Annotated in this window: 16 protein-coding genes; 9 read left to right on the forward strand and 7 right to left on the reverse strand. The window is 70.0% G+C overall.

All coding sequences use genetic code 11. From position 1 onward, the window contains the following. Positions 1 to 161 precede the first annotated feature (161 nt). The 3 genes from ACWCSU_RS35350 to ACWCSU_RS35360 all read left to right on the forward strand — a co-directional run bounded on the left by ACWCSU_RS35350 (position 162) and on the right by ACWCSU_RS35360 (position 2,982). Positions 162 to 854: a hypothetical protein gene (locus ACWCSU_RS35350; RefSeq protein WP_449940865.1), complete on the forward strand. Its 693-nt coding sequence runs from the start codon at positions 162 to 164 to the stop codon at positions 852 to 854. A gap of 165 nt (positions 855 to 1,019) precedes the next feature. Continuing rightward, positions 1,020 to 2,660: a carboxylesterase/lipase family protein gene (locus tag ACWCSU_RS35355; protein ID WP_449940868.1), complete on the forward strand. Its 1,641-nt coding sequence runs from the start codon at positions 1,020 to 1,022 to the stop codon at positions 2,658 to 2,660. Positions 2,661 to 2,784: 124 nt separating this feature from the next. After that, entirely contained in the window at positions 2,785 to 2,982 is a 198-nt protein-coding gene (locus ACWCSU_RS35360; RefSeq protein WP_449940870.1) for an MmyB family transcriptional regulator, read from the forward strand. Positions 2,983 to 3,031: 49 nt separating this feature from the next. Here ACWCSU_RS35360 and ACWCSU_RS35365 read toward each other — a convergent pair whose 3' ends face one another. After that, positions 3,032 to 4,105 carry a twin-arginine translocation signal domain-containing protein gene (locus tag ACWCSU_RS35365; RefSeq protein ID WP_449940871.1) on the reverse strand — a complete coding sequence of 358 codons (1,074 nt, stop codon included), beginning with the start codon at positions 4,103 to 4,105 and terminating at the stop codon, positions 3,032 to 3,034. 266 nt (positions 4,106 to 4,371) lie between these two features. Between ACWCSU_RS35365 and ACWCSU_RS35370 the strand changes: the two genes are divergently transcribed. Then, positions 4,372 to 4,878 carry a hypothetical protein gene (locus tag ACWCSU_RS35370; RefSeq protein WP_449940872.1) on the forward strand — a complete coding sequence of 169 codons (507 nt, stop codon included), beginning with the start codon at positions 4,372 to 4,374 and terminating at the stop codon, positions 4,876 to 4,878. Positions 4,879 to 5,138: 260 nt separating this feature from the next. Here ACWCSU_RS35370 and ACWCSU_RS35375 read toward each other — a convergent pair whose 3' ends face one another. From ACWCSU_RS35375 to ACWCSU_RS35385, 3 genes are all read right to left on the reverse strand, one after another. Next, complete coding sequence (locus ACWCSU_RS35375; RefSeq protein ID WP_449940874.1) at positions 5,139 to 6,608, reverse strand: endo-1,4-beta-xylanase; 1,470 nt, start codon at positions 6,606 to 6,608, stop codon at positions 5,139 to 5,141. A 19-nt stretch (positions 6,609 to 6,627) separates the two neighbouring features. After that, on the reverse strand, positions 6,628 to 6,855 hold the full coding sequence (locus tag ACWCSU_RS35380) for a hypothetical protein (RefSeq protein WP_449940875.1): 228 nt from the start codon (positions 6,853 to 6,855) through the stop codon (positions 6,628 to 6,630). Between the two features lie 334 nt (positions 6,856 to 7,189). After that, positions 7,190 to 7,789: a TetR/AcrR family transcriptional regulator gene (locus ACWCSU_RS35385; RefSeq protein WP_357701494.1), complete on the reverse strand. Its 600-nt coding sequence runs from the start codon at positions 7,787 to 7,789 to the stop codon at positions 7,190 to 7,192. A gap of 76 nt (positions 7,790 to 7,865) precedes the next feature. Between ACWCSU_RS35385 and ACWCSU_RS35390 the strand changes: the two genes are divergently transcribed. Next, complete coding sequence (locus tag ACWCSU_RS35390) at positions 7,866 to 8,252, forward strand: DUF4345 domain-containing protein (protein ID WP_397043168.1); 387 nt, start codon at positions 7,866 to 7,868, stop codon at positions 8,250 to 8,252. A gap of 182 nt (positions 8,253 to 8,434) precedes the next feature. Here the strand turns inward: ACWCSU_RS35390 and ACWCSU_RS35395 are convergent, their stop codons facing one another. Further along, positions 8,435 to 8,977 (reverse strand): hypothetical protein, encoded by a 543-nt coding sequence (locus ACWCSU_RS35395; RefSeq protein WP_449940877.1) that lies wholly within the window; start codon positions 8,975 to 8,977, stop codon positions 8,435 to 8,437. Positions 8,978 to 9,315: 338 nt separating this feature from the next. Between ACWCSU_RS35395 and ACWCSU_RS35400 the strand changes: the two genes are divergently transcribed. The 4 genes from ACWCSU_RS35400 to ACWCSU_RS35415 all read left to right on the forward strand — a co-directional run bounded on the left by ACWCSU_RS35400 (position 9,316) and on the right by ACWCSU_RS35415 (position 12,486). After that, positions 9,316 to 10,716, forward strand: coding sequence for an FAD-dependent oxidoreductase (locus tag ACWCSU_RS35400; protein ID WP_449940879.1), 1,401 nt, complete (start codon positions 9,316 to 9,318; stop codon positions 10,714 to 10,716). 173 nt (positions 10,717 to 10,889) lie between these two features. Further along, complete coding sequence (locus ACWCSU_RS35405; protein WP_449940881.1) at positions 10,890 to 11,012, forward strand: hypothetical protein; 123 nt, start codon at positions 10,890 to 10,892, stop codon at positions 11,010 to 11,012. 32 nt (positions 11,013 to 11,044) lie between these two features. Next, positions 11,045 to 11,431, forward strand: a complete 387-nt coding sequence (locus tag ACWCSU_RS35410) for a metalloregulator ArsR/SmtB family transcription factor (RefSeq protein ID WP_449940884.1) — start codon at positions 11,045 to 11,047, stop codon at positions 11,429 to 11,431. Then, positions 11,428 to 12,486: an ArsO family NAD(P)H-dependent flavin-containing monooxygenase gene (locus ACWCSU_RS35415; protein ID WP_449940887.1), complete on the forward strand. Its 1,059-nt coding sequence runs from the start codon at positions 11,428 to 11,430 to the stop codon at positions 12,484 to 12,486. Before ACWCSU_RS35410 ends, ACWCSU_RS35415 begins: the two co-directional genes overlap by 4 nt. On the opposite strand, the gene ACWCSU_RS35420 is transcribed toward ACWCSU_RS35415, so the two are convergent. Both ACWCSU_RS35420 and ACWCSU_RS35425 read right to left on the reverse strand, forming a co-directional pair. Further along, on the reverse strand, positions 12,483 to 12,878 hold the full coding sequence (locus ACWCSU_RS35420; RefSeq protein ID WP_449940889.1) for an ACT domain-containing protein: 396 nt from the start codon (positions 12,876 to 12,878) through the stop codon (positions 12,483 to 12,485). The two genes, ACWCSU_RS35415 and ACWCSU_RS35420, sit on opposite strands and share 4 nt — an antisense overlap. A gap of 61 nt (positions 12,879 to 12,939) precedes the next feature. Further along, a complete protein-coding gene (locus ACWCSU_RS35425; protein WP_357701506.1) occupies positions 12,940 to 13,275 on the reverse strand; it encodes a sulfocyanin-like copper-binding protein in 336 nt (111 codons plus the stop codon). Between the last annotated feature and the right edge of the window lie 390 nt (positions 13,276 to 13,665).

Genomic DNA, 13,665 nt, shown 5'->3' on the forward strand with positions numbered 1-13,665 from the left:
GCCTGGACGCCAGTTTAACGCAACCTCAGTCCCCTTTAAACGCCGAAATGGGCAACTAAGAAAACCAGGGTTGTATTAGCGAGGCGGCACGGCTACGTTGAGGAGCAATTAACGAGATCCCAGTTTTATTTGTCGCGACTCTCGTAAGGAGGGCACCCATCGTGTCCGAGACCGCCATCCGCAGGTACGCCGGCCTGTCCGGCCTGGCCGCCAGCCTCCTGATCATCATCCAGGTCCCGCTGTACTTCATCTACGAGACCCCGCCGGACTGGGACGTCCTGACCCGCAGCCTGCTCGGCGTCACCGGCTGCACCGTCTACATCGTCTACTTCGTCGGGCTCCGCCAGCTCATCCGCCACGTCGACCCGGCCTACGACTGGGTCGCCGGCATCGTCCAGAACGCCGGCCTGCTGTGGGTGGCCATGGTGTTCGTCCCGCAGTCCATGGAGGTGGGCGCGGCGATCACAGTGGACCACGACATCGACACCACCATGGAAGGGCCCTTCGCCGGCGCCCAATACCTCATGCAGGGCGCCGTCTCCAGGCTCCTCATGGGCCTCTTCCTGATCGCCCTGGGGATCGCGGTATCCCGGCTCGGTCTGCTCCCGCGCTGGGTGGCACGCTCCGCCTACGTCCTCGCTGCGGTCAACCTCGCCTTCCTGCCCGCCGTGTACTTCGGCGACGACGCCGCCGACTTCTACAGCGCGCAAGGCTGGGGCACCACCGCCAGCATGGGCGCCCTCTGGAGTCTGTGGACCCTCGCCGTCAGCGTCAGCCTGCTCCGCGGCGCTCGCCGTACCGCCCCCGCGGCCCCCGGCACCGGAACGGCCGCGGTCGTGGCACCTGCGCAATAGGCCGGAAACTCATGCGCCGAGCAAGGGCGCGCAAGGCTGCGCCGCCGCTCCAAGAAACCGGAGACCTTTCAGGTCGTACGCCATGCGGCGCTACCCCGTCGAAGTGATCGGGTCTCCGGTCTCCTGAGCCAGGACTGTCCCGTCTCACCCACCTTGAGGAATCCCATGAGAAACGTCCTCCGGACGCCCATGACCGTGCTCGCCTGCCTGGTCACCGCGCTCGCCGCAGCCCCACCGGCGACGGCCGCGAGCCGCCGGGCCGGTGATGATCCGGGGGTGGTCCGCACCGAGACGGGCCTCGTCCGCGGCGCGTTACGCGACGAATACCGGCTCTTCCAGGGCATCCCGTACGCGGCGCCGCCCGTGGGGCCGCTGAGATGGGGATCGCCGCGACCCGCCGCCGGGTGGAGGGGGGTGCGTGCCGCGACCCGTCCCGGCCCCGCGTGCGCCCAGGTCATGGACTTCATCGGCGACAAGCCGAGCACCGCCGAGGACTGCCTGTACCTCAACGTCACCACGCCGAGGCGCACCACCGGGAAGCTGCCCGTCATGGTGTGGATCCACGGCGGCGGCTTCCTGGGCGGCTCCGGAGCGATCTACGGCGCCGAACGGCTGGCCGCCAAGGGCGACGTCATGGTGGTGACCTTCAACTACCGTCTCAACGCGCTCGGATTCCTGGCGCACCCCGCGCTGAACGGCGGCCCGGCCCGGCACGGGTCCGGCAACTTCGGGATCGAGGACCAGCAGGCGGTGCTGCGCTGGGTGCGGGCGAACGCGGCGGCGTTCGGCGGCGATCCGCACAACGTCACGCTCTTCGGAGAGTCCGCCGGCGGGATGTCGAGCTGCGTCCACCTGACCGCCCCGGGGTCGCGGGGGCTGTTCCAGCGCGTCATCATGCAGAGCGGGCCGTGCACCCTGCGCTGGCCGTGGGCCCCGAGCACGGCCGGACCGGACGCGGAGACCTGGCGTCCCAAGCCGCGGGCGCAGGCGGAGAGACAGGCCATCGAGATCGCCACCGCGGCCGGCTGCGCCGACCTTCGCACGGCGGCTGCCTGCCTGCGTTCCAAGCCCGTGTCCGTCCTGCTGAAGGCCGTCGGTCCGCGCGGGCTCGCGCCGGCCTACGGCGCCGGAGTGCTTCCCCGGGATCCGGTACGCCAGCTCAGGTCCGGCGAGTTCGCGAAGGTGCCGGTCATGCACGGCATCACCCGGGATGAGCACGTCACCTTCCAGGTCGGCTTCGACGCCGAGGCGGGCGGCCCGATCGCCCCCAAGGACTACCCCGCGGTGCTCGGCACGTTCCTGGGCCTGGACGGCAAGCAGACCGCGAAGGTGATCCGCCGCTACCCACTGAGCGACTACAAGGGCTCGACGAGCTGGGCGATGGCCGGCACGCTCACCGACTGGGCCTGGGCCTGCCCCGCGGTCGAGATGAACGACCTGCTGGGCCGGTACGTGCCCACCTTCGCCTACGAATTCTCCGACCGGACGGCGCCGTGGTTCAAGGACGCCGCCCCACAGAGCTATCCGACAGGCGCCTACCACGCCGGGGAACTCCAGTACCTGTTCTCGCGCGCGTACGCCGGCCATGACCTGTCACCGGAGCAGCGGCGGCTCTCCGACGAGATGATCGGCTACTGGACCCGCTTCGCCCGCGCCGGCGACCCCAACGGCGACGGGGCGACCGGCTGGCCGCCCTACGACGCGCCCGGAGGCCAGGTGCTGTCGCTCGCCACCGGCCAGAACGGGATCGGCGAGGTGAACCTCGCCCGCGAGCACCGCTGCGACTTCTGGAAACCCCTGACCTGATCCGAGATATCGGGTCGGCCGAGCGGGCGGCAGGCTGACCGGAACGGCGGAGACGAGCGCCCCCGGCGAGCGCTCCACCGCCACGGCACGGAGCGCACAACCGACTGGTGCCGGCCGTGTATCCATGCGCGCCGAGGCCGGACGCGAGCCGCACGACCGCGCCCTGCGCGACCTCGTCGGTGAGCTGGCCACGCTCAGCACCGAGTTCCGCCGCCAGTGGCCGGCGTGCCGGCGGGTTTGCTCGGCCCTGCGTTCGCTGATCATTCATCGGGCGAGGCCGTCGACGTGGTGTCGGGGCCGAACGGGCGTGTCGGCTCGATGAGGTGCTGAATCCAGTCGGCCCCGCGCAGAGGCCAGGGCTTTCAAGGGCATCAGCATGCCTGATCCTTCGCGTCGGGCGCGCGGCCGAGCAGTCGCAGGATGTCGTCGGACAGAAGTTCGTCCGGGCCCTTGAGAGCGTTCGCGAGTTTCGTGTCGGTGCAGAAGATCATCTCTGCGGCGATGTTGTCCTGCACGATCCGGGCGACGTTGTCCAGGGCGACGGGGATCGGCTTGGAGGGGATCTCGGCCGTGGACAGGTCGATCAGGTGGGTGTCGGCCTGTGCCGGGTCCATGAACTTCTTGATGATGACGGAGTTCTGGTTCCGGGAGGATGTGGTCCAGATCGTGAAGACGACGACGTAGAGGCCTTTCCAGGCGTCATCGCCGAGCTGTCGGCGCCAGCGGGTCATGATGTCCGCGACGCCTTCGATCTGCACTTTGCACGCCCAGTGCATGTTGGTGCGGATGTTCGGGTACACGCTGCCCGAGTAGTCCTCGAAGGACTTCATGTCGAAGGAGCGGCTTCGTGCGGTGTCCGCGATGAATTCGCGTGATCTGTCGAGGATGTTTGCGCACGACTGCTGAAGGTCGAGTGGGAGTCTCGCCTCGTCGAGTTGCCGCCGGGCCGTGGTTATCGTGGCGGAGGCGTCGTTGAGTGGCTCGACCCAGCCGTCCCCCGGCCCCTTGAACGCGACCATGCCCAGGTCGTGCGGATCGATTCTGGAGTTCTGGAAAGCCGGGACCTGCTTGGGCAGGTATGGGGCGATGACTGTGAAGATGCCCAGCGGGAGGTGGGCGATCGACTTCGCCAGCTCGAAGATCTCGTCGACCGGGTGCAGCGACTCCAGTGCCTGCCCGTTCGAGACGAGGCTGTACAGACCACCCCGATGGTCGTTCTGGACGACGATGACCGGGCTCAGCTGGTTGACGAGGTCGGCTTTCAGCGCGGCGTAGTTCCGCCGCGTGTCGGCGTTGACCGCACGGATCGCGTCGCGTGCCGGTCGTTGTCCGGCCGCGTGCGACGGGGATGTGCCGGTACGTGCGGCGGGGAGTACGTTGCCGCCGAGCAGCGTCGTGGCGCCGGCTGCGGTGGCGGTGCCGAGGAATGTTCTGCGTGTGACCACTGTCTGACCTGCCTCTCGAAAGCCGCAGCGCCGACGAGATCGTCCGCCGACCCCAGGCCCTTCGCCGCACCGTCACTCCCACTCCGGCCCAAGCTGTGCTGGGCCGGAAGGTTGACTTGATGTTTGTGTATGGTAACGGTAAGTAGTGGGCCTGCGGATTCTCAGGTTCGGGGCAAGCGACCGCGTCGTAGGCAGGAGAGGGCATGTCAATCCTCAAGGGCGTTCCGCCGTTCGTGTCCACCTCACGCGGGCCTCGGTTCGCCGGGATGGCGATCGGCGGCCTTGCGCTGCTCGTCGCCATGCTCGTCCCGGTCGCGACCGGCGCACGCGCCGCGATCGGGTTGACCAAGTGCGCCGGTTCCCAGACGGTGACCTACACCCCCGGCCTCACCGATCAGCCCCGGGAGGTCACGGTCAGCGGGACGGCCCCCCTGATCGAGTGCGTCTCCAGCAGTGATCCCACCATTTCCCGGGCCACGTCCACCTTCTCCGCCACAGGGACGTTCTCCTGCACCTCCGGCACGAGGGCGGGCAGCCGGAGGATCACGTGGAACAACGGCAACACCAGCACGCTGTCCTCCACTTCCGCCGTCTCACTCAACGGCGCGGAAAGCCTCGTTCTGATCAAGGGTGTGGTGGTCGACGGCGAGTTCAAGGGAACGCGGTGGACCGGCACGTTCCCCATGTTCAGCACGAAGCCTCAGGCCTGTCTCACCGAGCAAGGGCTTGCCGGCGTCTCCGGCCTGCTCACCCTGAGCATCGGTTCACTGTGAACCGGCCCGACTTCGATGGACGCCTCGCTGTTGGCCGCTGTTCCGGCGTTCCTCTGCCCTGCCCTCCACTATGGCGCGGTGTCTCGGAGGTCGCGCTCGACGTTGTGACGCAGGCCCTGTCGTCCCGACGGCTGCGAAAGGCCGATCGACGGGATGTCAGTCCAGATCGATCGGCCTTGTCTGTTCGCAACCGAGCCGCGTGACGACACCGTCCTAATGCGTCGCGTCGCGGAGGACGCCGAGAACCGGGCCCTTCCGGACTACGGGTGTCCCGGCATGTCGGTCAGCTGCCAGACCGGGGTGCCCGAGCACGGCACCAGTTCGAGGACGGCTCCCGTGGCGGTGCTCCGGTCCTTGACGGCGACGCATCTGGAGTTGCTGACGGACACGATCTGCTGCCCGTCCCCCGACGGACGCAGCTCGAACTGGTAGTCGGTGAGCAAGGGCGCGCACGAGCCGCGGGTCAGGGTGTCCTGGATCCCCGCCCTCGGGATCCCCACCTTGAGGCACTTGTCTCCGGACGGGTCGGAGATCTGGTAGGTCTTCGTCGCCACGCGGCGGAACAGCAGCCGCTGGTCGGTCCCGCACGCCGCCTGGACGACCTGCGTGCCGGAGAAGGACAGGCACTTCTCGGAGTGGCTGGCGACGGCGGTCGAGGTGAAGTCCCGTTCCGTCAGCCCGGAGCGTAGCTGGAGATAGGCGGGCTTCTTGGCCAGCTTCTCGTCCAGAGGGTGGGCCGCACCCCAGCCGGGAACCCCGGACGGCACCCACGAGTACTTGTCGGTGAGGCTCCACATGGTCAGGGACACGCAGCGGGCGACGGCGAGGCACGCCTCGGCGGCCCGGCGGTAGACCTCGCCCTGGGCGGCCAGCTTGTCCGCGTCCACCGGCAGCTTGAGCCGGACGTCCAGCTCGGTGACGGCCACGTCGACGCCCAGCTCGGCGAACAACTTCAGAGTGCTCTTGAGCTGCGTCAGCGGCAGCGTGGCGGGCATCGGGTCGGCGATCATGGCGTGGGTCTGGAAGCCGACGCCGTCGATCGGCACGCCCTGGGCCCGCAGGTCGTGTACGAGGTTGTAGAGGCCGTCCCGCTTGCGGTTGCTCCACTCGGCGTTGAAGTCGTTGATGTAGAGCTTGGCCGCGGGGTCGGCGGCGTGGGCCCAGCGGAAGGCGTCGGCGATGTAGCCGGGGCCCAGGCGCTTGAGCCAGATGGATTGCCTGAGGGTGCCGTCCTCGGCGAGGACCTCGTTGACGACGTCCCACACGGCGACCCGGCCGGCGTAACGCTTGACGGTGGTCTCGATGTGCTGTTGGAGCGCGGCGCGCAGTTGCTGGTCACTGAGTGAGCCGTCGCTGACCCACGTGGGGAGACCGCCGTGCCAGACGAGGGTGTGACCGCGGACCATCTGCTTGTTCTCCTGGGCGAAGGAGACGACGGCGTCCGCCTTGGCCCAGGTGTGCACGCCGGGTTCGGGCTCCACGTTCACCCATTTCATGGCGTTCTCGGGGGTCACGCTGTTGAACTCGTACTTGAGCTTGTCGCGGTAGCCGTTGTCGGTCTCCAGGGCGCGGTCGTTGACGGCCGTCCCGATGCGCAGGTTTCGGGCCGCCGCCACGGTACGCAGGGTCTCCTCGGCGGCGGCGGCCGAGGAGGCGGGGATGACGGCCGTCGCCGCGACGCCGAGCAGAACGGCGCCCATACCGGCGAGGGACAAAAGGGAAAGTTTCATCTCTTCTTTCGTAATCGGATCACGAGCCGGGAGCTCGTTGTGTGTGGCAGGAGGCCGGGCGCCGGAACAGGAAGAACACGCCGGCCCGGAAAGCGGGTCCGAAGACGGCCCCGGCGCCGCCCGCCGCCAGAAGAACGGGGCAGAACGAAGGATGGGTGACCGGGGCGTCCACCGGCTTGTGCCCGCCCGTGTTCGAGGCGCTGTAGATGTCGACGCCCGGAGCGGCGATCGTGATGTACGAGCGCACCTGGGAGAAGTCCGCCCGCCTCCCCGTCCGGCCCCGTGGCGGCGGCGGTGGCCAGGGAGCCCGTCGATTCTCCGTTGCCCGAGCCGGCGAGCAGGAGCACGCGCTTACCTACGGCATGGTCCACCGCGGCGGCTTCCTCCTCGTACGGCGCGAAGTCGGCCCATGCGTCGGTGCCGAGCGACATCGAGATCATCTTAGCGCCCCTGCCGGCCGCGGACCGGATGCCCTTGGCCACCGCCTGCTGCGACCTCTTGATCTCGGGATCGATCTTTCCGTTCTCGGCCGGCGACCTTGGCCGCCGGCGGCCGGGGGAGCGACGTCCGCGACGTGTCTCTCAGCGGCTCGTCGGGTTCTCGGCGAGCAGTGGTTCGAGGGCGCCAAGGGCCGCGCCGACGCAGATGTCGCGTAGCTGATCGCGCGTGCAGGTCTCGCGGGTGAGCCAGTCGACGCACAGGACCTGGACGAAGACCAGCCAGCTCTTCAGAACCCCGGAGACGGCCTCGCGAACGTCGTCGCCCGCGAGCGGAAGGACCGCCAGCAGCCTCGCCCGGAGTGCGTCCAGCTCGTTCGACATGATCGTCTGGATCACCGGATCGCCCGCGAGGACCCGGTTCGCGGCGAGGACGGCGTTGCGGTTGGCCACGAAGTAGTCGAGATGGACGTCCATGCCCTGCGCGAGCTGCTCACGCAGTGAGTGGGCGGGGTCGAGCCGCGTCTCGGCGAGCAACTGGTCTGCGGCCTGCTGGTACACGGCGGCGAAGAGGGCCTGCTTGCTCGGGAAGTGCCGGTAGAGCAGAGCTCGTGACACGCCGGCCTGCTCGGCGACCTCTTCCATCAGCACGTCGGCGTAGGGGTGAGCGGCGAAGAGCCGGGCGCCGACGGCGAGGAGCTGGGCGTGGCGCCCGTCAGGGGTGAGTCGCTGGCGTGGAGGCATGGACCAAGCCTAGTTGACACACGTCTACTAGCGCGGGCACCGTAGTAGACACATGTCAACTAAGGCGGGAGAAATCATGGTCAAGGCGCTCCGTACGCTCGCTCAGCTGATGGGGTGGGCCTGCGTGCTGATCGGCCTGCTCCACGTGGCGCTCGGCAACGCGGCGATCCCCGGCGCCGCTTCCGCGGGGCCGACGATCGACAGCTGGGGCCGGTTCATGGGGGCCGCCTTCGTCGGCTACGGGCTGGCATGGGTGTGGGCGGCGCGGCAGCGCCCGATCCCGGCGACGGTGGTGCGGTGGCTGGCCGCCGTCTTCCTGCTGGGCGGCGTGGGCCGGCTGCTCTCGCTCGCCGTGTCCGGCCGGCCGCACGGGTTCCAGCTCGTGCTGGCGGTCATCGAACTCGTTCTGCCGCCGGTCTTCTTTTGGCTTGCCGACAAGGAGGAGCGCGCCTACTCGGCCTGAGCGGCACGGCGCAGGCGCTCGCGGGCGCCACTTCACCGTGCCGGGCGCCACCCGCGGGAAGTCCGGTACTCCTTCCAGGTCGTGGAGTGCCGGGATCGCGCGGCGCTGATCACCACTGCCGCCACGGCCGTTCTCGTACCTGCTCTGTCCCGCCTTGGTCGCGAGCGCCGCGACCGGCGGGCTCAGCTCCAGGTCGCCCGCTTGAGAATCGTGCCGAGCCGGCTGTCGCTCCACTGGTCGAAGATGAGGATCTTCGACTTGGGCAGGTGCCAGATCCGCTCCTCAAAGGAGACGCCGGTCCGCTTGGCCGACTGCGTCGTGCAGCCGACGCGCCAGACGCGGTAGGTGGCCTGGTGTCCCGCGCCGACCGGGCGGAGACCGCGGGCGACGAGCTTGCCGGGGAAGTCCTCCACGTAGCGCCTGTCGGGGGCGCAGGCCGCGAGGCCGTTGCCCGGGTGGTACGGCTCCTCGGCGTCGTAGGGGTTGCCGTGGCGGGCCAGGGAGATGCCCTCCGGCCCGACGAGGTAGAACCCACGGCACTCGACGGCGAGCCGGTCGCAGCCGCCGGTCATGACGTGGACGCCCCACCTGTCTGCTTTCCCGACTTTCCAGGTACTGGGGATCTGGAGCGTCATGCCGCGGAAGGTCAGCGGCTTGGTCGCCGCGCTCTGCGCGGGTGCGCCGGTGAGCAGGAGGGAGGCGGTCACAACCAGGGTCGTCAACATGATCCCGAGGCTAGGGAAGCCCACTTGTGGCTCGGCTGCAACGCTCTTGTAGCGCGCTCGAACGGGCTGCCGGGCGAGCTCTCGGTGGACGACCAGCCCGACGACGCTCCGCCGGAACGCCCATGCGGCCCGCCAGCTAATTTGACTTCCATCTAAGCAGTGACGGATGATGACTCCTGATTAGATGAACTTCTATCCAAAGAGTTGCGTCATGCGTGGCTTCACGCGTCGACAAGGCCACCTCGCGGGTGTGCGACCTCGACTGGCGCGCCGATGCCCGCCTCTGCGTCACGTCTCCGTCCTTCCGCTGAGCCCTCTCGCCACCTGGAGAAACAGTCATGAGTGACAGTTGCTGCGGCCCCACCACGATCGCGATCGAGCAGGTCACGACCCCTCGGCAGGCCACCTCAGGGCGGCGGGACGACCTGCCCGTGGTCGTGATCGGCGCGGGCCCCGTCGGCCTGGCCGCCGCCGCGCACCTGGCCGAACGCGGCATCGACTTCCTGGTCCTGGAGGCCGGCGAGCGGATCGCCGCGTCGATCGCGCAGTGGGGACACGTGCGGGTGTTCAGCCCGTGGAAGTACGACATCGACGCCGCCGCCCGCCGCCTGCTGGAGGCCGACGGCTGGAGCGCCCCCGACCCCGAATGGCTGCCGACCGGCGCCGAGATCATCGATGACTATCTCGTTCCGCTGGCCGAGCTGTTCGGCGACCGGGTGCGTACCGACGCCCGAGTGACCGCCGTCAGCCGCCTCGGCTACGACCGGGTGCGCACGGCAGGACGCGAACAGGCCCCCTTCCTGATCCGCCTGGCCGACGGCGGCGAGTTGCAGGCAGGCGCGATCATCGACGCCTCCGGCACCTGGACCACCCCGAACGCCCTGGGCGCCTCCGGCCTGCCCGCCCATGGCGAGAACGAGGTGTCCATCGACCACGCCCTGCCTGACGTCCTCGGCACCGACCGCCACCGCTACGAGGGCCGGCACGTTCTGGTCGTCGGCGCCGGCCACTCGGCCGCCACCACACTGCTCGCCCTGGCCCAACTGGACGACACCCCGATCACCTGGGCCATCCGCGCAGGCAACGCCGGCCGCGCCTACGGGGGCGGCGACGCCGACGCCCTCCCGGCCCGCGGCGCGCTCGGCACCCGCCTGCACGCCCTCGTCACCTCCGGTCGCATCCAGCTCCTGACCGGCTTCTTCACCCACCAGGTACGTGCCACCGGCGACGGCGTCGAAGTGACCAGCCGCACCCCCTCCGGCGCCGAGCGGACGATCACCGTGGACCGGATCGTCAGCGCGACCGGCTACCGCCCCGACCACTCCATCGCCGCCGAACTACGCCTCGACCTCGACCCCGTCCTCGGCTCCACCCGCGCCCTGGCCCCGCTCATCGACCCCAACCGGCACTCCTGCGGCACCGTCCCCCCGCACGGCGTGGACGAGCTGGCCCACCCCGAGCCCGGCTACTACGCCATCGGCGTCAAGAGCTACGGCCGCGCCCCGACCTTCCTGCTCGCCACCGGATACGAGCAGGCCCGATCGGTCGTCGCCGCGCTGGCCGGCGACTGGGAGGCCGCCCGCGACGTGCAGCTCGACCTGCCCGAGACCGGGGTGTGCTCCTCCGGCCTGGCCGAGGACCAGGAGCAGCGGGTCGGCCTGGCCGGCGGCATCAGCGGCGGTCTGCTCTCCGCCCCGCTGTCCCTGGCCACCGTCTCCACCGGGTCCTGCTGCGGCTGACACGTCCGAAGCCCCTGGAAAGGACGGTCCGAGGTAGACCCCACGGCGGCCCATCGAGAGGCGCGCCGCCTCATCTGCGATCACGGCCCGCTGGACCCGCCCCGACCCGGCGAGCGCCTGCTCGCCGGGTCGGGCGGACCACCCAGGACGGGCGGGCGACGATCGGCTTCGGGGTGGGCGCCATCACGCTGGCTCACCTGCCGGCCGAGCGCTACGGCACCACCGCCTACGTCGGCCTGTCGGTACGGGTGGGTACGAGCGCGGTGGTCGTGGCGTTCGCCTACCACCGCCTATAATTTAGACCGGCATCGAATTAAGGAGTCGCGTCATGGCAGCCCCCGCCTCCACCCAATGCTGTGCGCCGATTGCCCGCGAGCCGCTCGGCGAGGCCGACGCCGCCGAGCTGGCCACCCTGCTCAAGGCCGTGGCCGACCCGGTGCGGCTGCGCCTGCTGTCGATGATCGGCTCCCACCCCGGCGGCGAGGCGTGCGTGTGCGACCTGACCGGCGTCTTCGACCTGACCGCTCCCACCATCTCCCACCACCTGAAGGTGCTGCGCACCGCCGGGCTGATCGACGGTGAACGCCGCGGCACCTGGGTCTACTACCGGATCATCCCCGAGGTGGTGAACAAGCTGGGCGCGCTGTTCGCACCGCTCGCCGCCCCCGCCAAGGCGCACAACGGCCCGGTGGACGTGGAACTCCTCACCGTATGACCGACGCGGCACGCCTGGCCGAGGTCGTGGTCATCGGCGCCGGGCAGGCCGGGCTGGCGGCCGGCTACTACCTGCGGCGGGCAGGCGCCGACTTCGTCATCCTGGACGCCGGGCAGGCCCCGGGTGGTGCCTGGCAGCACGCCTGGCCGTCCCTGCGGCTGTTCTCGCCCGCGCAGTACAGCTCCCTGCCCGGCCGCATGATGCCGATCCCGGCCGACGGCGGCTACCCGGACGCCGCCCACGTCGTCGCCTACCTCACCGACTACGAGCGGCGTTACGGGCTGCCGATCGTCCGCCCCGCCGCCGTGCGGGCCGTGCGGCGCGCCGGCCCGAACCTGGCCGTGGACAGCAGCGCCGGCACCTGGCACGCCCGGATCGTGGTCAGCGCCACGGGCACCTGGTGGCGTCCCTACGTGCCGCACTACCCCGGCATCCGCGACTTCCGCGGCGAGCAACTGCACACCGCCGGCTACCGCGGCCCCGAGCCCTTCCACGACCGTCGGGTGCTGGTCGTGGGCGGCGGCAACTCCGCCGCGCAGATCCTCGCCGAGCTCTCCCGGGTCGCCCCGACCACCTGGGCGACACTGCGCCCGCCCCGGCTGCTGCCCGACGAGATCGACGGCCGCGCCCTGTTCGACCTGGCCACCCGCCGCCACCGGGCCGCCCTGACCGGACAGAACGCCGAGAGCATCGCCGACCTGGGCGACATCGTCGCCGTCGCGCCCGTACGCGAGGCCCGAGACCGGGGCGCCCTCAAGGCCGAGCCCATGTTCTCCCGCATCACCCCCGACGGGGTGGCATGGGCCGACGGCAGTACGGCGGCGTACGACGTGATCGTGTGGTGCACCGGCTTCCGTCCCACCCTGGCTCACCTGTCCCCGCTACGGCTGCGCGGCCCCGGCGGCGCGATCCCCGCCGACGGCACCCGCGCCCTGGCCGAACCGCGCCTGCACCTGCTGGGCTACGGCGACTGGACCGGCCCCGCCTCGGCCACCCTCATCGGCGCCGGCCGCACCGCCCGGCAACTGGCCGCGGAGATCACCGCCCAGCTCTAGTGCCGTGGCCCGGCTTCGCCGTCCTGGCTCTTCACCTGGTGCCCTGCTTCCTCAAGGACGGTGATGGCCTGCTGTTTCCTCGGCTCGGGAACCAGAACCAGGTCGGCATGGAAAGTCGAGGCCACGAATACCGGGATCGCCGCGTCCGCCAGCGGCTTGACGATCGCGGACAGCATTCCGGGAATGTCCAGGCCGTGTGCTGTGGCACCTCCGTAGAAGCCGATCCACTGCTCCGCCGCGTCCGCACCTCTGGCCTCACGGACCACGGTCAGCCCTTCCGGAGCGCGGACGAGCACCAGCCAATCGTCCTCGGGCACCCCGTCGTGCGGCAGCTGCTCGACGGCGAATGTGGGAGACATGATGCTGAGATGCTGAGCGGTGGATGCGTCCATGGGCATGTGTCTACCGTAGGACCGCCGTTCGCGCGGACCTCGGCCTGATCAGGCCCATGGCCTAACCGGTGACGTCGAGTTCGGCGTACATGCCGGCCGCGTAGTGGCCCGGGAAGTTGCACAGCAGCTCGTATCGGCCCGGCCGCAGTGTCAACGTGGTCCAGCTCGTGGATCCGGGAGCTATGCCGTTCCCGGCGCCCGCCCCACACGTACGAGACGCCTCGCCGAGGCTGCCCGCCTCGCTGACGCGCCCGTCCGAACCGGTCGCCCGCTGCCCCGGCGCGTGCCCCGCCGGGAGCGGCAGCACAACGACCTCGTGGGCGAGGGTCCCCTCGTTGTACGCACGCAGCGAAACCTTGCCGGCGGGGACGCTTGAAGGCGTGGCCGTCAGTCTCATCCGCGTGCCGTGCGGCCCTGAGCCGTACGGGCCTTGAGTGCCGGGCATCATGCCACCCGGACCGGGAGTTCCGTACGGTCCGGAATCATGGGGGCCAGGGCTCATCATGCCTGACACAGTGTCGGCGAGGGCCACATCCACCACACGCCCTTGAAGCGGTGGCGCAGTGCACGCAGGTTGCTGATGCGGCTTGACCACCGCTCCTCCCAAGCCGATGGCCGCGTACATGACGGCGCTCATCGCTGCGTAACTCATCCTGGGCAGCCACATGCTCGGCACCTCCGTCGCTCCGCCTCCGTTCGAGGCCGGCCGTCCTGAGGTTCTGGGTGAGGACGCCTCACCCAGGCCCCCTGCCCGAACGGAGCCAGGGCATGCCACGCCCACCTCCAC

Source organism: Nonomuraea sp. NPDC001699, from assembly GCF_053596455.1.